The organism is Acinetobacter sp. SW-226, from assembly GCF_055632855.1.
In genome coordinates, this window is sequence record NZ_CM145752.1 from 2062977 (window position 1) to 2084022 (window position 21046).

At 39.3% G+C, this 21046-nt stretch carries 22 protein-coding genes and 1 tRNA gene; 19 read left to right on the top strand and 4 right to left on the bottom strand.

The genetic code is table 11. The features are described from left to right. The first annotated feature begins 340 nt into the window (after positions 1–340). The 6 genes from ACZ8ZH_RS09860 (at position 341) to ACZ8ZH_RS09885 (ending at position 5793) form a co-directional block, all read left to right on the top strand. Positions 341–1900 carry a PepSY-associated TM helix domain-containing protein gene (locus ACZ8ZH_RS09860; RefSeq protein ID WP_119063903.1) on the top strand — a complete coding sequence of 520 codons (1560 nt, stop codon included), beginning with the start codon at positions 341–343 and terminating at the stop codon, positions 1898–1900. After that, entirely contained in the window at positions 1897–2193 is a 297-nt protein-coding gene (locus tag ACZ8ZH_RS09865; RefSeq protein ID WP_119063902.1) for a hypothetical protein, read from the top strand. Before ACZ8ZH_RS09860 ends, ACZ8ZH_RS09865 begins: the two co-directional genes overlap by 4 nt. Positions 2194–2386: 193 nt before the next feature. Continuing rightward, complete coding sequence (locus ACZ8ZH_RS09870; protein WP_119063901.1) at positions 2387–2971, top strand: hypothetical protein; 585 nt, start codon at positions 2387–2389, stop codon at positions 2969–2971. 114 nt (positions 2972–3085) lie between these two features. After that, positions 3086–3982, top strand: a complete 897-nt coding sequence (locus ACZ8ZH_RS09875; RefSeq protein WP_086209251.1) for a sulfite exporter TauE/SafE family protein — start codon at positions 3086–3088, stop codon at positions 3980–3982. A gap of 138 nt (positions 3983–4120) precedes the next feature. Continuing rightward, positions 4121–5212 (top strand): 3-deoxy-7-phosphoheptulonate synthase, encoded by a 1092-nt coding sequence (locus ACZ8ZH_RS09880; protein ID WP_110974899.1) that lies wholly within the window; start codon positions 4121–4123, stop codon positions 5210–5212. A 56-nt stretch (positions 5213–5268) separates the two neighbouring features. Further along, positions 5269–5793 (top strand): protein tyrosine phosphatase family protein, encoded by a 525-nt coding sequence (locus ACZ8ZH_RS09885; RefSeq protein ID WP_086209253.1) that lies wholly within the window; start codon positions 5269–5271, stop codon positions 5791–5793. On the opposite strand, the gene ispF is transcribed toward ACZ8ZH_RS09885, so the two are convergent. Next, complete coding sequence (gene ispF / locus ACZ8ZH_RS09890) at positions 5781–6269, bottom strand: 2-C-methyl-D-erythritol 2,4-cyclodiphosphate synthase (RefSeq protein WP_119063900.1); 489 nt, start codon at positions 6267–6269, stop codon at positions 5781–5783. The two genes, ACZ8ZH_RS09885 and ispF, sit on opposite strands and share 13 nt — an antisense overlap. A 101-nt stretch (positions 6270–6370) precedes the next feature. Here ispF and ACZ8ZH_RS09895 point away from each other — a divergent pair, with 101 nt between their 5' ends. The 6 genes from ACZ8ZH_RS09895 (at position 6371) to ACZ8ZH_RS09920 (ending at position 11304) form a co-directional block, all read left to right on the top strand. Then, positions 6371–7021 (top strand): A1S_1983 family putative colistin resistance protein, encoded by a 651-nt coding sequence (locus ACZ8ZH_RS09895; RefSeq protein WP_162900276.1) that lies wholly within the window; start codon positions 6371–6373, stop codon positions 7019–7021. A gap of 44 nt (positions 7022–7065) precedes the next feature. Next, the gene (locus ACZ8ZH_RS09900; RefSeq protein WP_119063899.1) at positions 7066–7548 is read left to right on the top strand and encodes a CinA family protein; all 483 of its coding nucleotides are present in this window, start codon (positions 7066–7068) and stop codon (positions 7546–7548) included. 82 nt (positions 7549–7630) lie between these two features. Next, a complete protein-coding gene (locus ACZ8ZH_RS09905; protein ID WP_119063898.1) occupies positions 7631–8251 on the top strand; it encodes an aminotransferase in 621 nt (206 codons plus the stop codon). 384 nt (positions 8252–8635) lie between these two features. After that, a tRNA-Ile gene (locus ACZ8ZH_RS09910) sits at positions 8636–8712 on the top strand. Positions 8713–9720: 1008 nt separating this feature from the next. After that, a complete protein-coding gene (locus ACZ8ZH_RS09915) occupies positions 9721–10293 on the top strand; it encodes a 1-acyl-sn-glycerol-3-phosphate acyltransferase (protein ID WP_086209592.1) in 573 nt (190 codons plus the stop codon). Positions 10294–10554: 261 nt separating this feature from the next. After that, on the top strand, positions 10555–11304 hold the full coding sequence (locus ACZ8ZH_RS09920) for a YebC/PmpR family DNA-binding transcriptional regulator (RefSeq protein ID WP_086209318.1): 750 nt from the start codon (positions 10555–10557) through the stop codon (positions 11302–11304). 51 nt (positions 11305–11355) lie between these two features. On the opposite strand, the gene ACZ8ZH_RS09925 is transcribed toward ACZ8ZH_RS09920, so the two are convergent. From ACZ8ZH_RS09925 to ACZ8ZH_RS09935, 3 genes are all read right to left on the bottom strand, one after another. Further along, positions 11356–11829, bottom strand: coding sequence for a GrpB family protein (locus ACZ8ZH_RS09925; protein ID WP_119063926.1), 474 nt, complete (start codon positions 11827–11829; stop codon positions 11356–11358). 6 nt (positions 11830–11835) lie between these two features. Then, on the bottom strand, positions 11836–12306 hold the full coding sequence (locus tag ACZ8ZH_RS09930) for an Lrp/AsnC family transcriptional regulator (protein WP_086209319.1): 471 nt from the start codon (positions 12304–12306) through the stop codon (positions 11836–11838). Between the two features lie 272 nt (positions 12307–12578). Beyond that, positions 12579–13343 (bottom strand): glutathione S-transferase family protein, encoded by a 765-nt coding sequence (locus ACZ8ZH_RS09935; RefSeq protein ID WP_086209320.1) that lies wholly within the window; start codon positions 13341–13343, stop codon positions 12579–12581. 380 nt (positions 13344–13723) lie between these two features. On the opposite strand from ACZ8ZH_RS09935, the gene ACZ8ZH_RS09940 reads away from it, so the two are divergent. The 7 genes from ACZ8ZH_RS09940 to ACZ8ZH_RS09970 are packed head-to-tail and all read left to right on the top strand — an operon-like array spanning position 13724 to position 21011. Continuing rightward, entirely contained in the window at positions 13724–14926 is a 1203-nt protein-coding gene (locus ACZ8ZH_RS09940; protein ID WP_119063847.1) for an SfnB family sulfur acquisition oxidoreductase, read from the top strand. 10 nt (positions 14927–14936) lie between these two features. After that, positions 14937–16160, top strand: coding sequence for an SfnB family sulfur acquisition oxidoreductase (locus ACZ8ZH_RS09945; protein WP_470247666.1), 1224 nt, complete (start codon positions 14937–14939; stop codon positions 16158–16160). After that, positions 16160–17578: an LLM class flavin-dependent oxidoreductase gene (locus tag ACZ8ZH_RS09950; RefSeq protein WP_119063845.1), complete on the top strand. Its 1419-nt coding sequence runs from the start codon at positions 16160–16162 to the stop codon at positions 17576–17578. Before ACZ8ZH_RS09945 ends, ACZ8ZH_RS09950 begins: the two co-directional genes overlap by 1 nt. Before the next feature lie 22 nt (positions 17579–17600). After that, positions 17601–18443, top strand: a complete 843-nt coding sequence (locus ACZ8ZH_RS09955) for a MetQ/NlpA family ABC transporter substrate-binding protein (RefSeq protein WP_119063844.1) — start codon at positions 17601–17603, stop codon at positions 18441–18443. A 9-nt stretch (positions 18444–18452) separates the two neighbouring features. After that, positions 18453–19289 (top strand): MetQ/NlpA family ABC transporter substrate-binding protein, encoded by an 837-nt coding sequence (locus ACZ8ZH_RS09960; protein ID WP_119063843.1) that lies wholly within the window; start codon positions 18453–18455, stop codon positions 19287–19289. An 11-nt stretch (positions 19290–19300) separates the two neighbouring features. Then, a complete protein-coding gene (locus tag ACZ8ZH_RS09965; RefSeq protein ID WP_119063842.1) occupies positions 19301–20371 on the top strand; it encodes a methionine ABC transporter ATP-binding protein in 1071 nt (356 codons plus the stop codon). Next, positions 20352–21011 (top strand): methionine ABC transporter permease, encoded by a 660-nt coding sequence (locus ACZ8ZH_RS09970; RefSeq protein ID WP_004693438.1) that lies wholly within the window; start codon positions 20352–20354, stop codon positions 21009–21011. The genes ACZ8ZH_RS09965 and ACZ8ZH_RS09970 overlap by 20 nt, the downstream gene beginning before the upstream one ends. The last annotated feature ends 35 nt before the right edge of the window (positions 21012–21046 follow it).

A 21046-nucleotide genomic window follows, 5' to 3' on the forward strand; every position in this document is an offset into this window, starting at 1 on the left:
GTTTCAGCTTTTAAAGCCTAGAGACTAAGGTGCTATTATCTGAGTAAAATGTTTAGTCATGAATCAAGTTCTATACCCTGTATCCGTCTTGTATCGGTTTTTAGTTGCATTTGGCTTAGGCTATTTATGCACGTTCATTTTATCTGAACTACTGACTCTCAGTTTTTACCCGCTTTTAGATAAAGCAGAATCCATTTTTCTCGCTGCTTTTTTGTCGCTGATTTTTTTTATCTGTTTTGTTATTTTGAGTTTTTGTGTTCAATCCTTAAAAAAGTTAAGTCTTGTGACCTTTTCATTGGGTTTATGCTTTTTTCTCATGCTGAAGTTCGTAGGTTAAACCATGCAAAAATCCGTTCGCCAATCAATGGCATGGCTACACTCTTGGCTTGGTCTGACATTTGGTTGGCTATTGTTTGCAATTTTTTTAACTGGTACTGCGACCTATTATCGTCATGAAATAAATCTGTGGATGCAGCCGCAATTTGCCACCATGCAAGTCAAACAAGACACCGCGATACAGTCAGCATATCAATACTTACAACAAAATGCCGCAGATGCACAAAGTTGGTATATAGGTGTGGCAAGTACAAGTTCACCAGTCAATAAAATTTACTGGCAAAAAGCCGATGGTGGTTATGAAAGTAAGACTTTAGATGCAACTACTGCAAAAGAAGTCAGCCTATCTGCAACTCAAGGTGGTGAATTTTTCTATGGCTTCCACTACCAGCTGTACGGTGTGCCCTATTTTATCGGCAGGCTTCTAGTTACTATCGCAGCGTTTTTAATGATGATTATCCTCATTTCAGGCATCATTACGCATAAAAAAATATTCACGGAATTCTTTACCTTAAGGGCATTTAAAGGACAACGTTCGTATTTGGACTTTCATAATGTCACTTCTGTGATTGCTTTGCCTTTTTTTCTCACTATTACATTTACAGGTTTAGCCATTTTCTTTTATCTCATTCTGCCGAATGGTATGAAAAAACTCTACCCTGAACAACCCTTTCAATATTTCGATGAAATTCGAAACATTAGCATCGCATCAGATATAAAACCAACACCAGCAACTATGCAAACCATAGGCTACTTTATAGAGCAGTATGAACAGCGCTGGGGTAAAACTGAAATTGATAATATCACGGTCAAACATCCTAATACGGACATGGCTCAAGTGAACTTTGTTGCGTCAACTGACTCAACCATTACACGTAGTCCTGACCAACTCAGTTTCAATGCTGAAACTGGTGCACTACTTGGTGATACACGCAATAATAGTGCGATTGCGACACTCAATAATGGTGTTTATGGCTTACATATGGCGCACTTTGCGCAGCCACTATTACGTTTCGCATTCTTCTTTTCAGGGCTTTTAGGTTGCGCCATGATTGCTTCAGGACTTTTGTTATGGAACTTAAAACGTCAATTACAAAATAAGAAACAAAGCTTCCACTTTGGACATTATTTGGTAAATCGTCTCAATACCGCAGCTATTATTGGCTTGCCAATTGCCATGCTGAGCTATTTATTCACAAATCGTTTACTTCAGTTAGAAGCAGGTCAACCCAACTATGAGATTTACGCCTTTTTTGGCACTTGGTTACTCAGTTTATTCATGGCACTGCTTACTCCACAGCAACACCTTTGGAAAACTCAATTAAAGGGATTCATTTTACTTGCTGTGTCTTTGCCTATTTTCAATCTTTACTATTTAATCAGCCATCAATATGTACATAACTTGAATGAATATTGGTTGTTTTTTCGCGTTGATCTTATGATCGTCATCCTTGCGATATTGGCTATTTTCTTACATCAAAAAATCCAGCCGATTCAACAAAAAGCAGTTCAAAAAATTCAGAAAAAATATGCCAATACTGCTGCTCAGGAGACCCATTCATGATCTATATCATTACTGGGATCCTTATCGCATTATCCTGCTATATCCTTTTTCTGGTGAGTGAAAAGCAACGACCTAAAACTCACAAATCACGTTGGTCGAAATGTGCAGAACATTATCAAATCTGTCGCTATTTTGCTTTTGCTGTATTGGCTGTAGCATTAACTTTATTGATTCAATACACGGGTCGCGGTGTAGGAAGTGTTAGTTTCTTTATATTTGCAAGCCCTATCCTTTTTATCCTGATTCTGTGCATCAATGACTTAAAGCCCAAGAAAACAACCAAATCTAGCTAAGCATTTATTTTAAACTCGCACACTTCTTATTTAGATCATGACCTAAATAAAAAGCTGTGCGAGTCAATATAAACAAAAAACTCAACAGAATTTTATAGACTGATCAAAATCATTTAAGTTGAAGCACCCTGCTTTTTTGGTTATAACATGTTTAATAATCAGCACTTTATACAACTTTCCACAGGGTAAAACCTTGCGTTCAATTTTAAATTGGTCACAACAAGAAATCATCACTCCTCTTCGACAGTTATGGATTTGGTCGAAACATCATTTTGGCTGGACACTTCTGATTTCGGTCTTTTTAAACCTGATTGTCTTTATTTGTTTCCCGAGCAGTTGGATTCCTACACAGATTCAAAGCAAGATCTTTGATGAAATCACGATTGAAGTCAGTAAAGGAAGGATGAGTACGTTGAAATTTAAACAACAGCATCATTTATGGGTCGCAAACTGCGCATTGATGGTAAAACCGGTTCAGGCACTATGTGACCAATCGGTACATCGTCACCAATTTACGGTAAGGCAGGTCGAAATTTATTATTTGGAACGTGTTTTTTGGAACCTAAAAAATTCCAAAAAAGAGGTCTTTATTCATCAGCTCACTGTAGCTGATCCACGTCAGCAGCACTTCGATATGGCCTATACATCAACATTCGCAGACTTTGAAAAATGGAAACGTCACATCACCCGTCACATCTATGTTGTACGTGGGATGATCGCTCTCAATTTTTTATGGCTATTTACTCTTATATTGTTTAAATCACAAACCGCTTCTTAGCAAACATAATTCCTTGCTATATCTTTTTTTAGAATAAGTAAATCAACAATCAAGACAACGGCTTATATTAAAACGTCATAAGATATGCACGTTTTTGATATTTGGCATATAACAATGTTTGGTCCAATTGAATTTATTCTCGCAGGTGTTTTAGTCGGTTTTTGTGTGGGAATTACAGGTGTCGGTGGTGGCTCTCTGATGACCCCTATCCTGATAAGTCTTTTTAGAATCGAACCTCACATTGCGATTGGTACAGACTTACTTTATGCCGCAATCTCTAAGTTCTGCGGTTCATTTGTGCATGCCAAAAAGTTAAATATTGTCTGGCCAATTGTACTTTGGCTTGCAATCGGTAGTATTCCTGCTTCTTTTGCAACACATTGGGTACTCGACAACTATTTAAGCCAATCTACACATTATAAAGCTGTACTGACCATGGTCTTAGGCTTTATGTTAACCATCACAGGTTTGTCGATTGTCTTTCGTAATCAAATTGAAAAATTTTTCAATAAATTACGCAAAGATGAACTCCCAGACATGACTGAAGACTTAGAAAAAGTCCAGCTTCAAACCAGCAAGAAACGCAAATACATTGTCATAATGGGTGTGGTTCTTGGTGTCTTCGTAACACTATCTTCAGTTGGCGCTGGTGCGTTTGGCATTATGGCTTTGGTCATTATGTTTCCAAACTTACCAATGATTCGTATTATTGGTTCTGACGTAGTACATGCTGTCCTCCTTACTTTTGTAGCAGGTTTGGGTCATATGACTTCAGGCAATGTCGACTTTCACCTCCTGATGTGGTTATTGGTGGGTTCGATTCCTGCAATTATTGTCGGAACACTGATTAGCTCGCGTCTTCCTGAAAAAATTATTCGCAAAGTCCTTGGCATCACACTCTTTGCTCTAGGGGTAAACTTTATGTTGAATCCTGTTAAAGCAAAACCAGTTAAACCTGCAGAAACTGCGCAAGTCGTTCAAATTTCTACACATCAGAATGCCTCAGTTTAGGCATTCTGATTTAAAATAACTCCAAGATTCATCACTTTTTTTCAAAGATTCATTCAACTTTTTTATAACCTTTTCTCAGCTAAACCGTGTTATATTCAGCTCATAAAGCAACTTAATACGATCGAACCAGTGACGGCAATGAATACTCTACAGTCAAACTCTATTACCCAAAACGATATCGATGACGTGAACTTACAAAGCATTCATCCGCTTGTAACACCTGCGGAATTAAAAACTGAATTGCCTCTCACTGAGTCTGCATATCAAACTGTACTTCACGGTCGTGAAACAATACGCAATATTTTAGATGGTAAAGATAAACGCATTTTTATGGTTATTGGCCCATGCTCTATTCATGACCCAATTGCTGCACACGAATATGCAGATCGTTTAAAAGCGTTAAGTGAGAAAATTAAAGACACCATTTATATCGTTATGCGTGTTTATTTTGAAAAACCACGTACCACTGTGGGTTGGAAAGGTCTCATTAATGACCCAGACATGAATGACTCATTTAACATTGAAAAAGGGTTACGAATTGGTCGTAAGCTTCTGGTTGAGTTAAATGAAAAAGGTTTACCGTGTGCAACTGAGGCACTTGATCCAAACTCACCACAGTACTATCAAGACTTAATCTCTTGGTCAGCGATTGGTGCACGTACCACTGAAAGCCAAACACACCGTGAAATGTCTTCAGGTTTATCTTCACCTGTAGGTTTCAAAAATGGTACAGACGGTGGTTTAACTGTTGCAACGAATGCAATGCAGTCTGTTAAACATGGACACCACTTCTTAGGCCTAAACAACCAAGGACAAGTTTCTGTAATTCGTACTTCAGGTAACCCATACGCACACGTAGTGCTTCGTGGCGGTAACGGCAAGCCAAACTACGACGCAGGTTCTGTAGCAGATGCTGAAGCAGCATTGGCTAAAGCTAAAGTCAGTACGAAAATCATGATTGACACCAGTCATGCAAACTCAAACAAAGACCCATTCCTCCAACCGCTTGTTCTGAAAAATATTACAGAACAAATCATTGATGGTAATAAGTCTATTATTGGCATTATGGTTGAAAGTCACCTTAAAGGTGGACGTCAAGAAATTCCTGAAAACTTATGCGACCTCGAATATGGTAAGTCTGTAACCGATGGTTGTATTGACTGGGATACCACAGAAAAGGTATTACTAGAGATGCACGAAGCACTTAAAGACGTTTTACCAAACCGATAAGTTTAAAAAACGCCATCTTCGGATGGCGTTTTTCATTCTATGATTAAGAAAAAATTATGAACGCTATTGAAACTCACTTAAGCCAAACCCTGAATTTTCAATTCATCCACGAGCATTTACTGACTTCTGGACAACCAACTGCAGAACAGTTAAAGCAAATTAAAGAGTATGGTGTAAATACTGTGATCAATCTTGCGCTCAGTAATGCCAGTAATCATTTGCCCAGTGAAGATCAAATTTGCTTAGATTTAGGGCTGAACTATATACATGTACCTATTTCGTCGGACATGCCTTCTGATGATCAATGTTTATTGATCTTAGATATGATTGATCATTTAGTTCAAGAACAAACCATTTGGGTACACTGTTCGAAGAACTACAGCGTCAGCAGTTTAATGTATTTATATCGTCAGTATTATATGAATATGGATATGCCGACAGCCCATGAGGCCATGCATCAAATTTGGGAACCCAATGACACATGGACAGGTTTAGCACATGCTGTTGCTTTACAACTTCAAGGCCGTAAAGCAACACAAGAGTTAAAACTTGCGATGATCAATCCTGATCATTTTGCATGAGAAATCAACACTGTTGCAGTAGATAAAATACCTTCTTGACGACCCGTGAAACCGAGTTTCTCTGTGGTCGTTGCTTTGATACTAATCTGCGTAACTTCGACATCAAGAACGTCTGCAATACTTTGCCGCATTGCCAGATTATGCGCTGCTAACTTCGGACGTTCACATGCTACGGTAATATCAGCATTATTTAATTGATAGCCACGGTCTAAAATAAGCTGATAGACATGTTTAAGCAATACACGACTGTCTGCTCCCTTAAAACGAGGGTCAGTATCTGGAAAGTGTTGACCAATATCCCCTAAAGCCAACGCACCCAATAATGCATCTGTTAAAGCATGCAAAACAACATCACCATCTGAATGTGCTTTCAAACCGTGTGTATGTGGAATCTGAATCCCAGCCAGCGTGACAAACTCACCCTCTTCAAAAGCATGTACATCAAGCCCCTGTCCTATTCGAATATGTGCAACCATGCTCAGTTTCCTTTAAGAAATAAATGATTGAAATCTTGTATTCACGCTTTCTCTTTCGCTATAGTTACAAGCAGCGCAACATAGTGAAAGTATAAGCGATCATGCTGTTGAAAACCGACATAAAACTTATGAAAAAATTTAGTATTTTAGTGTGTCTAAGTTGTCTTTGTACCAGCTTTAGTTATGCTCAAGTCATTGACTGTGACGCTCCTTCATCGTCTGGTCTTAAAAAGATCTGTGGTGATCAATTCAAAGACATTCGGCACAAATTAGACACGCAATCAATGACTGCTTTTTTAATCAGTGATGCCCCACAGCGTTTATTAGTCGATACCCAGCAGCTATGGTTGAACCGTCTACAACAATGTAAATCCTTAGATTGCTATCAACAGCAGATGGACTTTCGAATTGATGATCTGAATTTCTATACTTCACTTAATCAAAGTTTGACCCAACACTATTTAAAGTTTGAACATGGGACGATTGCTAAGCAACCTGTACATTTGCAAGTTCATCAACTGTCTAAAGATAAAATTAAGATTGAAGGTATCGCCTACCGTAATCCTAATAATCGTATAGAGACTCAAACCATTTCATTTTTGGCCTACACTACACCAGATCAGAAACAAAACATCACGGACAATGAAAACAACTGCCATTATCAGTTCAACTTTCAAAAAGCCATTCTTTCTGTAAAAAGTGAAAACAAAGCATGTAATCGTTTTGTTGGTGTGTATCGTGTTTATGACTAAGCTGCCAAATAGATCAACCTAATGAACATCAGGAGGTTAAAAACATGCAAATATTAGTACAATGCTGCAACCTCCTAGAACAGAAAAATTTGACCATTGCCTTTATCGAAAGTGCCAGTTCTGGTTATTTGTCCAGTCAGTTTTCTATTTATAAGCATAGTGGCGCAGACATTTTACTCGGTGGACTGGTCAGTTACGATCCCAGTATCAAATGTGAAATTTTAAAAATAGATCCAGCACTGATTCAGCAATATACAGCAGAGTCGATTGAAGTCACTGAAGCTATGGCTATTCACGGTCATCGACTGTTTCATCATGCCGATATCATTGTCTCATGTACAGGGTTATTGAAACCTGGAGGAAGTGCGACGCCTGACAAGCCAGAAGGCACTTTTTACACGGCTATTTATTATCAAAATACATTAAGTAGCTACCAGTATTTGCTGCTAGGAACTGCGCTCGAGCGACTTGATCAACTTACGAAAAACGTAGCCCAAATGGTCATTGAACGTATCCAAAATGCTTAAATCGTTATACTCAAGATAACTTTTCTACATTTTGTAACCGCTAAAGTGAAACATCATCAGTAAAAAAAATATGAGGTGCCTCATGATGATAAGAATAATCCATCCACTACTTTTCAGTACCTTATTTTTTTCAAGCCACAGTTTTGCAACTGTAGGTGGACCACAAAATATTGAAGTTTTAGGACTCGACCAAACTGATCAGAAAATTTATGTGATGCGACATTATTTAGATGGTCGGGGTCGTTTGCCACAATTGTATTATTATCAACTCAACAGCAAAACCCCCTCCAAACTGATTGAAGTAAAATCTTTATATATCAATCCAAAAACTCAAAAAATTGACTATGATCAAGACAGTCAGAAGTTTGACCGTGACATTGCAAAAATTAAAAAACGACTCAAAGCTTTAACGCCGATTCCGCCCAAGCAGGTTAAAATTCAAGTCATCAATAAAAAGACTTCAAAAGAACCCTCTTGGTATGACCCTACACTCTCCATCCCGAAGTTTAGCTATCAATATCAAGTGAAATACATCAATTTGAAAAGTCCCATACACAAGGCGGTGGACTATAAAAATGGGCTGCGCATTTCACAAACTTTTAAAGTTCCTCATCAACAAAAAGCACTGGTGACAGTTCAATATCTCGGGATTCCTTTTGAAACAGGTTATAACATTGAGGACCCTGTACTTCTCACCCGCTAAAAAAATAAGGTCTAAAATTATGAAAGTAGAGCCTTTTGGCTGAGTGCATTAGATTTTGGCCAAAGCCCCCTATATCCTTTCTATTGCTAGTTATTGCGGGTCAGAGCCTATATAATCTGCATTTGCACAGAATTAGGAGTCTATACTTAGTTCCACTTGATGTATTGACCGAAACAATTTAGTAGCACCACTTGCTAGATGCATAAATTAATTCAACAACATTGAAAAATTCATCATTTTCTAAATTTCTTACGTATTAATATTCAAATCTTCTAATTGTTGGGATACTGTACAACCAAGTATGAAAAAGCTTGTTTTTTAAAAAATCTTCGCTAGTATTCATTTCGCTTGAACTTGTTGATATATAACAAATTCAAGATATTAGGGCCTATAGCTCAGTTGGTTAGAGCAGCGGACTCATAATCCGTTGGTCCACAGTTCAAGTCTGTGTGGGCCCACCATATAAAACAACCACTTAGGTGCATTAATCCTAGGTGGTTTTTTTATTGGCTATTTTTATATAAACATTTTGAATTCAAGTATTAGTCGTTTCTGCTTATTTAAAAAAAGATTCGAAATTTTCATTTAAGCAATCCTTTCTAATCTTCACCATTCTCAGAATCACGACCTAATTTATCTTTGCTTTAGATTTTCCTGTCAAATCTTATTTTCAGGCATTTTTTATGATAACTGTAACAAATTCTTTGCCTAAACTTGCAGCTATAGATTCAAATGATATGAGACAAGCCATCATGACTGATCGTGCCCGATTGTTTCTATACCCTCCTACAGAAACCTATACTATAATCACTTAGCCTCACTACTCACAAAAATATGGCTAAATTAAGCATTGAATAACTGTGAACATAACATCCAACACACTATATATGACTAGCAAGTATAAATTTTAAGCATCCAAACATGATGCTCTAACAAAGTATCTCATTTAGAATAAGAGCTATTAACGATTATAGATGTTTGAAAATTAAATTTTTAAGTCAATCAAGCTATTTATAGCTAGCATCAAAAATCAGTGCATTTATACATTATTACCACTAAATACTGATTTCCTTTTTCTTACGAGACTCAATGAAAAATTCAACAACCGACCACAGAACAACCAAACCGAAAAGGACAAATGCCCATAAAAAAGTCGAAAGATAAGTCATTTTAACAATCCTGAACTTTGTTACACCAAAGTTAAAGTATGAAAGTTCACACTCTTTTCTTAGACCAAAGTCTAATCTTTCATTTCGATTATGAATAGTAGTATTTTTAAAAAAATTATACTTATTTTCTATTAATAAATATCTATCAAGACTTATTACATACTTTTTTATCATAATTATTTAGCCTACTAATGGAAAAATCTGACCTCTAATGTCTGATTAGAATTAAGTTAGGGCTTGACTCAAACGCCAAACAAGCAGACATTAGCCACTTTAAAAAACACTTGTATATTTATGCTCATGTTAAAGAAACTGATTGGCGAGTCTGCATTTAAGCTCGCAGGCTGGAAATACCATGTGGAACCAAATGTTTTAGAAGATAAGCAAGTCATCATTGGATTTGAGCATACCTCTATGCTCGATGCTGTTTTATCACTGGCCATTTTTCAAATCTACGATATGAAAATCCATACCCTGATTAAAAAAGAATTATTCAAGGGGCCAATCAAGCCACTACTCGAGGCGATTGGTGGTATTGCAGTTGACCGTAAGTCAAATAAAGACATCGTGTCGCAAATGGTTGAACACTTTTCTCAACATGAAAAATTCAACTTGGTGATTGCACCAGAAGCAACCCGTGCAAAAACAGGCGAAGCACGTAAACCGATTCGTACAGGCTTCTGGCATATTGCAAAAGCCGCAAATGTCCCTATTGTACTCATGTATGCGAATTCGCAAACCAAACAAGGGGGTATTTTTGGAAAAATCTATCCCACAGAGTTAGATCATGATTTGGCCCTCATTAAAGCACTTTATAAAGAACATGTTGGTTTAGATATTGAAATTCCCGAACCTAGAAATGATCCCAAATAAGCTCATCTAAATGACCTAAAAGAATGTGAATAGCCCCTCTCTTTTAGGTCTAAATTAATTCTTTCTAAGGGCTCATTTTTGAAATGAATTGCTTCACAATCTAAATTTGAAATAACTGGCTTTATTTCAAACAATTTTATTTATTTTTTGTTTAATCTGACTCATTTCAGAAAAACACCTACTTTCGCATAAAAAAGTGCTTATGGTAGAATTTGCACAATTTGATAGGCACAAAGCCAATCTACAAGGAGCATATTTCGCATGGCGGGTCATTCCAAGTGGGCCAATATTAAGCATCGTAAAGCAAAACAAGATGCTAGCCGTGGTAAACTTTTTACCAAATTTATTCGTGAATTAACAACTGCTGCAAAGCTTGGCGGTGGTGATGCTGCAAGCAACCCACGTCTCCGTGCGGTTGTAGAAAAAGCACTTTCTGTGAATATGACACGTGACGTCATTAACCGTGCAATCCAACGTGGTGTTGGTGGTGAAGATAACGACGATTTAAAAGAAATTACTTACGAAGGTTATGGCGTTGGTGGTGTTGCAGTTATTGTAGAAACCATGACTGACAACTTAAACCGTACTGTACCAGATGTGCGTCACTGTTTCTCAAAAACAGATGGTAACTTAGGCACAAATGGTTCAGTTGCTTTCTTATTCACAAAGCGTGGTGAGATCACTTTTGAAGATGTGTCTTTAGAAGATCAAATCATGGACGTAGCCCTTGAAGCAGGTGCCGAAGATATCGAAGTGGATGAAGATGAAATCTTAGTCATTACTACACCCGAATCTTTTGGTGATGTGCAAGATGCTTTAACTGCTGCTGGCTTAAAATCTGATAATGCTGAAGTGGTCATGAGCCCTTCAACAAAAGCTGAAATTTCTGATATCGACCAAGCGAAAAAGATCATGAAAATGATTGATATGCTGGAAGATTTAGATGATGTACAAAACGTTTATACCAACGTTGAGTTCTCTGATGCCGTGTTGGCAGAATTAGACGCCTAATCTTTGCTTAATCAAAATGCGCGCTCAAACATAACTTTGGGAGCGCATTATTTATGTCTGATTTAATACACTTTCAATAAATTTTGCTTTTTTGCAACGATATTTATCCATGCTTAAATGCTGGCTATCGTGTTTTAATTGATTATAAGCCATGACTAAATTCTGATTTTTCAACAAACGATCACGAAAGATCAAAAAACTTTGCCACTGAGAGTTTTTCACAACCAATTGAATAGCAACATCATCCTGCTGTAGCGACTCTAGCATACACAGTTCATGCGTTCTTAAAGTATCAAGCTTTTCAACAAAACCTAAACTGGAAATACTAGCGATGGCTGAGTCAAAATCTACAGCATCAACAGCCACATAAATATCCAAATCACCTTTAGAAACTGCATGAGGAATGGCAGATGAACCAATATGTTCAATCTGTGCTTTGGGTATGAGAGCTAAAAGTTGTCGCTGATAGTATACAAATTTTTGATGGCAAGATGCTTGATACTCAGTAGCTGCATAGAACTTCAGCATACGCTAAACCTTACTCAACAAACCGCTACAGTTAAATACATTATATTCTTTAATCACAAAGCTTGAATGAAGTGCCACCACATGCTCAATTTTACCAATGCGTTTGAGTAAAATATCACTGTAATTTTCCATATCTCTTGCCACAACTTCAACAATAAAATCTGCTGACTGCCCTGTCACTAAAAAGGCATTGGTCACTTCAGGAATGCTTTCCAACTCTTCCAAGAACTTGGAAAAAGTGTCGGTATCATGTTTACTCAAAGATACTTGGAGTAAAACATGTAGACTAAACCCGAGTTTTTGATAGTTAATATCTCGCTTAACTTTAGTCATAATCGCATTATCAATCAGATGCTTAATACGACGATGCACCGAACTGACCGATAAATTAATACGCTCTGATAATTCGTTTAGATTGATATCTTCATTACTTAAAATTTCTAAAATTTGCTTATCAAAACGGTCTAATTCCATTTTTTAACTCTCATAATGCATCATGTTTATAGCTGTTTATTTCATATTAAGCTTTTCAGATGAAAGATAAAACTTATTTGCATATTTTTTCATTTATTTTCAAATTCATAAAAATATATCAATCATTTAGGCAAACAATTGCTATAATTTTTTATAAAAACTACAAATAGACTGAGAAACTTTCAATTCAACATCCTACATCATTTTCTTTAAATAGCAGACAAAGGCTTGAGGTATAACGTCCGCCTTTGCCTATTTGACTACAGCTGATCCTAAATGCCGCGCCAGTCGACTCGAGCATTGCGCTCGGTTTGATAGACTCTTAAAACATACTGCCCCAAAGGTAAATTGCTTAAATAGGTTTTATAGGCACTGAATTCTTCAGATAGGCTATCCTCATGGTCTTTTTCCCAAGGAGTTCCTTTAATTTCAAGCACAGGGGCTAACATTGAACACACAGCAATATCCGCCAAACCTAAACGATCTCCCACAAAGTAACGCCCATGATTAGCAATTAACTTTTCATTCAAGACCTCAATTAAACGCTGCATTTCAACTTTCGAATGCTCAACTTTGTCGGCATTGAGTTCATAACCTTTCGACATCAAAGTTTTAATCAGAGGTTTGGTGTATTTTTCAAATTTACGTAAATAGCCCTTTTCGCCCAACATAATTTGTAGAGATTGGTCATTATCGGATAAAGCATGTGCCAACCCCCAACGGCGAACGTGTAGCCCTAAATCATTGGCTAGAGCATTAACATCTAAAGCCTCTTTACGAAGCTGTGCTTCGCTACGTAACAGTCGATGTTCTGGATAACGCTCATCCAGATATAACGCAATCTCGGTGGTATCTGCGACCCATTTGTCTTGATCACGTAAAATAGGCAATTTATTCTGCCCTGTCTTTAACTGCGCAAACGCCCGATGAACCCCAGGCACTACATTTTGCGCGACAAAATCTAGCTCTTTATGATCGAGCAACCAGCGAGCTTTCTCACAAAAATGAGATAAAGGAAACTGGTATAAAGTTCTCATAAATGCTCCACACTTATTTTTCTATTTTGGCTTTTTAGCAAAGCCATCTATTTCAGTTGGATACTTTAGTCACTGTATTTAAGATTTACAATGTACTTTTTACCCAAAACTGCCCAGCAAATGTTCAACAGCCTTTATCAAATTTATACATTTTTTTCTCTACAATATCTCAAATATGAATAAGTAAAAATTTAACGACCTTGCTTAGACCACAGCTAAAATACATATTTTATATTTTTCAGATACTTATAATATTCATCAAATGATTAAACTTAGCATATTTTATTTTTAACTTTTTAGCTGCTAAGTAATTCAAAATCCTTCATTTAATCATTCAAGCATTCCCAAGTAGCGTATAGGCATTAAGTAAAGGTGCTTTTATGTCTCATACACTCTCTAAAAATATTCACGTGATACAAAATGATCAGGATGCGATTAATGCAGCCTATCATGTCGCTGACTTTGCCTTAGAAGGTCGGGATCAACGTGATCAGAACCGTCAACTTCCTTTTGCTGAAGTCGAGTTATTTAGCCAAAAAGGCTTAGGCGGTATTCGTATTCCTCAAGCTTTTGGAGGCGCATTTGTTTCCAATAAAACTTTAGCTCAGGTTTTTCGCATTATTAATAAAGCCGACTCAAGTGTCGGTCAAATTCCACAAAACCAAATTGCGCTACTCAATATGATTGATATTTTAGGTAGCGAACAACAAAAACAGTTTATTTTTAATGAAATATTAAACGGCAAACGCCTTGCCAATGGTGGCCCCGAACGAAATACCAAAGACACTAAAACATTAAATACGACATTAAGCATTGAAAATGGTCGTTACTATGTCGATGGTGAAAAGTTCTATTCTACAGGCAGTAGCTTTGCCCATTGGTTAGCCATTAAAGCCATTCACCCTGAAGGTTATGTGGTACTGACGCTTGTTGATGTCACAGCACAAGGTGTCGAAGTCATTGATAACTGGAACGGTTTTGGTCAGCGTACAACCTCAAGTGGCACAGTAAAATTACAACGGGTTGAAGTCGATCCACTCCTTATCTTTGATGAGCGGAAACTAGCTGAGGACGTTACTTATCGCGGTGCCTTCTCTCAGCTAATGCAAGTCGCGATTGATGTGGGTATTGCAGAAGCTGCGTTTGAAGACACATTGTCAGCGGTTAAAAAAGCCCGACCGATTGTCGATGCGCAGGTTGAGAAAGCCAGTTTTGAACATTACACCTTACAAGAAGTCGGCAAATCTGCAGTGCTGCTGGATGCCGCTATCCTACTGCTCGACGAAGCTGCCGAATATTTAGATGAACTTGACCAACTGAGCGTTGTCAGTGCGGAACAAGCAGCTCAAGCCTCCATTTTAGTCGCCGAAGCCAAGGTCTATGCCAATGATGCTGCACTACAAATTTCTGAAAAACTCCTAGAGCTTGGTGGGAGTCGTTCGAGCCTAAGCCAACATAACTTAGATCAACATTGGCGCAATGCACGCGTACATACCTTACACGACCCGATCCGCTGGAAGCTGCATGCACTGGGTAACTACTATTTAAATAACACTTTCCCTGCCCGCCACGCTTGGATTTAAGGAGAGCTTCATGACTTCATTTCAACCCATTCTTCCTCTTCAATCCCAAGACACGGCGTACGCACATATTATTCAAAGCGATGCTGAAGCCTTAGAAATTGCCAAAAATTTGGCTGAGCAGTTTAAACAGCAGGCTATCCAACGTGATGCTGAAAGAATTTTGCCTTTTGAGGAAATTGAAGCCTATAGCCAATCTGGGCTCTGGGCCATTACTGTACCGACGGAATTCGGGGGGGCCGATGTTTCCAGTTATACTGTCGCGCAAATTATTGCGCTAATGAGTGGTGTGGATGGTTCGATTGGACAAATTCCACAGAACCATTTCTATGCCTTAGAGGTTTTACGTAACAACGGTACTGAACAACAAAAGCGTAAACTCTATGCAGAAGTGCTCAAAGGCGCTCGCTTTGGTAATGCCTTGGCTGAGTTTAAAACTAAAAATGCAACACAAAAACAAACTGCACTGAGCCAAACGGAACAAGGCTATGAGGTCAATGGTGAAAAGTTTTATTGCACGGGCAGCCTGTTTGCAGACCGCATACCGACCTTAGTCAAAGATGCCGATGACAAAGAGTTTCTAGTTTTCATCCCACGGAATAGCTCAGGACTAGAACTGATTGATGATTGGTCAGGTTTTGGTCAACGTACCACAGGTAGCGGTACAGTCAAATTTAATCATGTCGCTGTAGGTGCAGAAGATATTGTTCCTTTCGATACAGCATTTTCCAGACCGACTCTGGTGGGGCCTTTTGCTCAAATTATGCATGCAGCGATTGAAACGGGCATTGCACGTGCTGCTTTTGAGGAAACACTGGTTCGTGTACGTCAGGCTCGTCCATGGATTGACTCTGCTGTTGAACAGGCAACCGATGATCCTTTAACACAGTTTGAACTGGGACGAGTGGTTGCCGATGTACGTGCCAGTGAAGTTTTACTCAAACAAGCGGCACGCTCCATTGACGCAGCACGTCCTAATCCAACCGCTGATAACATTGCTAAAGCATCACTGGATGTAGCGAAAGTTCGTGCACACAGCACAGAAACCGCATTAAAAGCAGCTTCGAAATTGATTGAACTGGCAGGCAGTCGTGGTAGTCAACGTGAAGATGGCCTAGGCCGCTTTTGGCGTAATGCACGTGTTCACACGCTACATGATGCGTCACGTTGGAAATATTACTTCATTGCCAATTATCTCCTTAATGGTGTGCTTCCGCCACGCAGAGGGACATTGTAATGACACCATCATCTCAAAAGAACAAGTCGAAGCAAATCATCCTGAATGCCTTTGATATGAATAGCGTAGGTCATATCAATCACGGTTTGTGGACACACCCACGCGATGAGTCGCATCGTTTTAATCAGCTCAGCTATTGGATCGATTTGGCGCAAACTTTAGAGCTAGGTTTATTTGATGGTTTATTTATCGCCGACATTACGGGTGTCTACGACGTTTATCAAAATGGTCTGGATTTAACCCTAAAAGAGTCGATTCAGCTTCCAAGCCATGACCCTAGTACACTCGTTTCTGCTATGGCCGCCGTTACACAGCACTTAGGTTTTGGTGTCACTGTGAATCTGAGCTATGAGTCGCCTTACCAATTTGCACGGCGCTTTGCAAGCCTCGACCATTTAACCCACGGTCGTATTGGTTGGAACATAGTCACCGGCTACTTAGACAGCGCAGAACGGTTAATTGGTCAAAAAGGTTTAAAAGATCACGACTTGCGCTATGAACAAGCCGAAGAGTTTCTCGAACTTTGCTATAAATTTTGGGAAGGTTCTTGGGAAGACGATGCCATACAAAAAGATAAGTTAAACCGTGTCTTTACTGACCCTTCAAAAGTTCATGCCATCCAGCATCAAGGCAAATTTTTCCAAAGTCAGGGCGTTTTTCAGGTTTCCCCATCTATTCAACGTACACCTGTGCTTTATCAAGCGGGTGCCTCAAGCAAAGGCTTAGCCTTTGCAACCCAACATGCTGAAGCCATGTTTATTGGTGCTGACACGCCTGAAAAACTGAAACAGCAAGTCGATAAAATTCGTGCGCTTGCATTAAGCCATGGGCGCAATGAGCAAGCTATTAAACTCTTTGTCGGTATTAGTGTCGTGACGGCAGAAACGGATGAGTTGGCTCAAGAAAAACTCGCCGAATATATTCGCTATGCCAGTCCAGAAGCAGGTTTGGCGCATTTTTCAAGTTCAGTCGGAATAGATTTGGCTCAGTTCACAGATGATGAAGCGATTCCCTATAAACAAACCAATAGCATTGCCTCGGTCAATAACAAATTTAAAGAGCAAAAAGTTACCCGAGCAGATTTAAAAGCCCAGCATGTACTGGGAGGACGCTACCCGCTAATAGTCGGGAGCGGAAAAACTGTAGCAGAAAAACTCATCCAGCTCTTAGATGAAACTGGTGTAGATGGCTTTAACCTTACACGAACCGTTGCTCCTGAGTCACATCAAGACTTTATTCGTTGGGTCATCCCAGAGTTACAAGAGCGTGGCCGTTATAAAACTGCCTATCAAACAGGTAGTTTACGCCACAAATTATTCGCTCAAGGTGACCGACTGTCCGCAGACCACCCAGTACAGCAGTATCGCTGTCAAAGCTCGCCCCCTCACACTCAAACACAGCAAAAACAAACCGCATAAATTTTAAAATACGAGAAATATCATGGCTCAAACTGCAAAAACAAAATTTACCATTATTGGGGTAATTGTCGCCGCTATCGTCATCGCACTAGTGGCTTGGTCTTATCATAAAAAATCGAGTAACACTGAACTGGTGATTGGGATCAGCCCACCCTTTGCAAATCCGTTAAAAGTGGCTGTAGAAGAAGCGAAACAGCAAGGCATCAACGTCAAACTGGTGGAATTCTCAGATTGGAACACTCCAAATATCACGCTCAACCATGGTGATATTGATGCCAACTATTTCCAGCATCAACCCTTCTTAGATAACGCTATCAAAGAAACTCAATTTAAACTAAAAGCATTGGGTAAAGGCGTCACCACACACGTCGGTTTATATTCAAAAAAATATGACTCGATTGATGCGATTCCTGAAAATGCACGTACAGTTATTCCAAATGATCCAGTCAACCAAGGCCGTGCGCTTTTACTGTTACAACAGGCTAAATTGATTAGCTTAAAAGACCCAAACAATCATCTATCGAATCTGCAAGATATTGTGAGCAATCCTAAAAGTCTTCAGTTTATTGAAGTTGAAGGTCCACAAACTGCGCGTGCCGTTGATGATGCTGACTTGGTCTTTAGCTATCCACATTATTTACGTCTTGCAAAAACCATTGACCCAAATGATGCGCTGATCTTAGATGACAACACCAATACCCTGTATTCGATTTTATTTGTGGTGCGTGACGACTACCAACAGAAACATCCAGAGAAAGCCGCGCAACTTGAAAAGTTCATCAAGATTTATCAAACATCAGACAAAGTTAAACAGACTTTGAATAATGAAATTGGCGAAAAACTTTGGTTCCCAGGTTGGAAGTGAGTATAGGCCATGACGCAATCTTTCACTCAAAATCGAAAAAAATGGCTGATTGGCTTGAGTGTCATCGTGGCAATTTTTGCTCTAGCGGGTTACCGCTATAGCAAAAGCCATGCGCAGGATGATGTCTTAACGATTGGCATTAGCCCACCTTATGCCGAACTGCTGCAAAGCGTGGCAGATGATGTAAAAAAGCAAGGTATTCAGGTCAAACTGGTTGAATTCTCGGACTGGCATGCACCAAATGTTGCTGTGCAAAATGGTGACATTGATGCCAACTTTTTTCAGCAAAGCGTCTTTCTACGCAATGCTATTCGCGAAACAAATTATGACCTGCATGCATTCGCCACAGGAACAGGAAGTCATGTCGGACTATATTCTAAAAAATATCAGTCCTTAGATGCACTACCCACTCAAGCCCGTGTGGTTATTCCCAATGACCCTGTGAATTCGGCGCGTGCACTGATTTTACTGCATCGTGCAGGTTTGATTCAGCTCAAAGATATCAACAATGAATTGTCTACCGTAAAAGATATTGTGAGCAATCCTAAACAACTTCAGTTTATTGAAGTAGAAGGCCCACGAACTGCCCATGCATTTAATGATGCCGATTTAATTTTTGGCTTCCCGCATTATTTAAAAATGGCCAAAGTCACAGATCCGCATCATGCCCTTTTTCTTGATCCGATAGACAAGAAATACGCCATTTTATTTGTGACACGTAAAGACTATCCAGACCAAAACCAAAAACTTGCGACTTTTGTGCAAGCATTCCAAAACTCAAAACATGTTCAAGAAATTTTAGACCGTGATTTTGGCCAAGGTCTGTGGTTTGAAGGCTGGAAATAAGGAGAAAAAGAATGGTCAGCTTTGGTTCTCATGTGGATTTTTCCATTCCACATATCAAAATTCGTAATTTAAACAAACACTATGCAGTACAAGGGCATAGTGTACATGCACTCAAAAATATTGACCTCGACATCCCGACAGGGAAAGTGTTTGGCATTATTGGCAAAAGTGGCGCAGGTAAATCTTCCCTACTCCGCACCTTAAATGGTTTAGAACGTATTAATGAAGGTCATATTCATATCCATCAGCAAGACTTGGCAACATTGAGTCATGCTGAATTAATTCAGCTCCGCCAACGCATTGGCATGATTTTCCAACATTTTAATTTAATGTCTGCCAAAACAGTCTATGAAAATGTCGCACTGCCCCTCATCGTTGCCAATTATCCCAAACAAGACATCGAACAACGAGTCAATGAAGTTTTACAGTTGGTTGGGCTGAACGATAAGGTTCAGCATTACCCATCACAACTGTCTGGCGGTCAAAAACAGCGTGTCGGCATTGCCCGTGCATTGGTTCACCATCCTGAAATTTTACTCTGTGATGAAGCAACATCTGCACTCGATCCAGAAAGCACCTCTGTGGTGTTGTCCTTGCTCAAAGAGATCAATCAGAAGTTGGGTATCACCATTGTATTGATTACCCATGAAATGCAGGTGATTCGGGAAATCTGCGATCAGGTCGTGGTCATTGATGGCGGTGAAATTGTGGAATCAGGTGAAGTTTGGTCGGTGTTCTCTCAACCCCAACAAGGCATTACCCAAGAACTACTGAATCTAGAACAACTCGATTTGCCTTTTCGCTTAAATGCGGAACCCACGCAGCTCGATACACATGCCATTTTCAAAATTCGCTCGACTTCAGATGCGCATCATCCACCTGACTTAAAACAGATTTTGGAGTACTTTCCACAAACTGTGCATTTGTATCAAAGTCAGGTCGACACCATCCAAAACCATTTAATTGGAACATTGGTTATTGCTGTTCCCACACAGGGCTTAGAAATTCAATCACTACTACAAAAACTAAAAGCGCATGTGACACATGTAGAGGTACTTGGCTATGCACGACCAACTCATTGATTTATTACTGACAGGTACTATCGACACCTTAATCATGGTTGGCGCATCTGCATTTTTTGCCTTACTCATTGGTTTGCCAATGGCAGTGGTTCTCGTCAGTACCTCTGAGCATGGCATTTATCCCTCTAAAAGTATCAACCATAGCTTAGGCTGGTTGGTAAACATCACTCGTTCTGTTCCCTTCCTTATATTGATGGTGGCACTCATTCCTCTCACACGTTGGATTGTAGGCACCAGTTATGGCGTTTGGGCAGCAGTTGTCCCTTTAACTTTGGCGGCAACCCCCTTTTTTGCACGAATTGCAGAAGTCAGTTTACGCGAAGTAGATCAAGGGTTGATTGAGGCTGCACAAGCGATCGGCTGTAACCGTACTCAAATCATTTGGCATGTGTTGTTACCTGAAGCGCTACCCGGAATTGTCGCGGGTTTTACCGTGACCATTGTGACCATGATTAACTCCTCTGCCATTGCAGGCGCCATTGGTGCAGGTGGTTTAGGTGATATCGCCTATCGCTATGGTTATCAGCGTTTTGATATGCAGATCATGTTGGCCGTGATTGTTGTGCTCGTGATTTTGGTGATGTGTGTACAAGCAATTGGAGACAATCTGGCAAATCAACTCGATAAGAGAAAAGTTTAATCACATCTCCCATATTAAGTAGAGCACTCTACCCC

Coding starts and splice junctions, on each gene's coding strand:
- ACZ8ZH_RS09860 (WP_119063903.1), top strand. CDS start 341: ATGCAAAAATCCGTTCGCCAATCAATGGCATGGCTACACTCTTGGCTT.
- ACZ8ZH_RS09865 (WP_119063902.1), top strand. CDS start 1,897: ATGATCTATATCATTACTGGGATCCTTATCGCATTATCCTGCTATATC.
- ACZ8ZH_RS09875 (WP_086209251.1), top strand. CDS start 3,086: ATGTTTGGTCCAATTGAATTTATTCTCGCAGGTGTTTTAGTCGGTTTT.
- ACZ8ZH_RS09880 (WP_110974899.1), top strand. CDS start 4,121: ATGAATACTCTACAGTCAAACTCTATTACCCAAAACGATATCGATGAC.
- ACZ8ZH_RS09885 (WP_086209253.1), top strand. CDS start 5,269: ATGAACGCTATTGAAACTCACTTAAGCCAAACCCTGAATTTTCAATTC.
- ispF (WP_119063900.1), bottom strand. CDS start 6,269: ATGGTTGCACATATTCGAATAGGACAGGGGCTTGATGTACATGCTTTT.
- ACZ8ZH_RS09895 (WP_162900276.1), top strand. CDS start 6,371: ATGCTGTTGAAAACCGACATAAAACTTATGAAAAAATTTAGTATTTTA.
- ACZ8ZH_RS09900 (WP_119063899.1), top strand. CDS start 7,066: ATGCAAATATTAGTACAATGCTGCAACCTCCTAGAACAGAAAAATTTG.
- ACZ8ZH_RS09905 (WP_119063898.1), top strand. CDS start 7,631: ATGATGATAAGAATAATCCATCCACTACTTTTCAGTACCTTATTTTTT.
- ACZ8ZH_RS09915 (WP_086209592.1), top strand. CDS start 9,721: ATGTTAAAGAAACTGATTGGCGAGTCTGCATTTAAGCTCGCAGGCTGG.
- ACZ8ZH_RS09920 (WP_086209318.1), top strand. CDS start 10,555: ATGGCGGGTCATTCCAAGTGGGCCAATATTAAGCATCGTAAAGCAAAA.
- ACZ8ZH_RS09930 (WP_086209319.1), bottom strand. CDS start 12,306: ATGGAATTAGACCGTTTTGATAAGCAAATTTTAGAAATTTTAAGTAAT.
- ACZ8ZH_RS09935 (WP_086209320.1), bottom strand. CDS start 13,343: ATGAGAACTTTATACCAGTTTCCTTTATCTCATTTTTGTGAGAAAGCT.
- ACZ8ZH_RS09940 (WP_119063847.1), top strand. CDS start 13,724: ATGTCTCATACACTCTCTAAAAATATTCACGTGATACAAAATGATCAG.
- ACZ8ZH_RS09945 (WP_470247666.1), top strand. CDS start 14,937: ATGACTTCATTTCAACCCATTCTTCCTCTTCAATCCCAAGACACGGCG.
- ACZ8ZH_RS09950 (WP_119063845.1), top strand. CDS start 16,160: ATGACACCATCATCTCAAAAGAACAAGTCGAAGCAAATCATCCTGAAT.
- ACZ8ZH_RS09955 (WP_119063844.1), top strand. CDS start 17,601: ATGGCTCAAACTGCAAAAACAAAATTTACCATTATTGGGGTAATTGTC.
- ACZ8ZH_RS09960 (WP_119063843.1), top strand. CDS start 18,453: ATGACGCAATCTTTCACTCAAAATCGAAAAAAATGGCTGATTGGCTTG.
- ACZ8ZH_RS09965 (WP_119063842.1), top strand. CDS start 19,301: ATGGTCAGCTTTGGTTCTCATGTGGATTTTTCCATTCCACATATCAAA.
- ACZ8ZH_RS09970 (WP_004693438.1), top strand. CDS start 20,352: ATGCACGACCAACTCATTGATTTATTACTGACAGGTACTATCGACACC.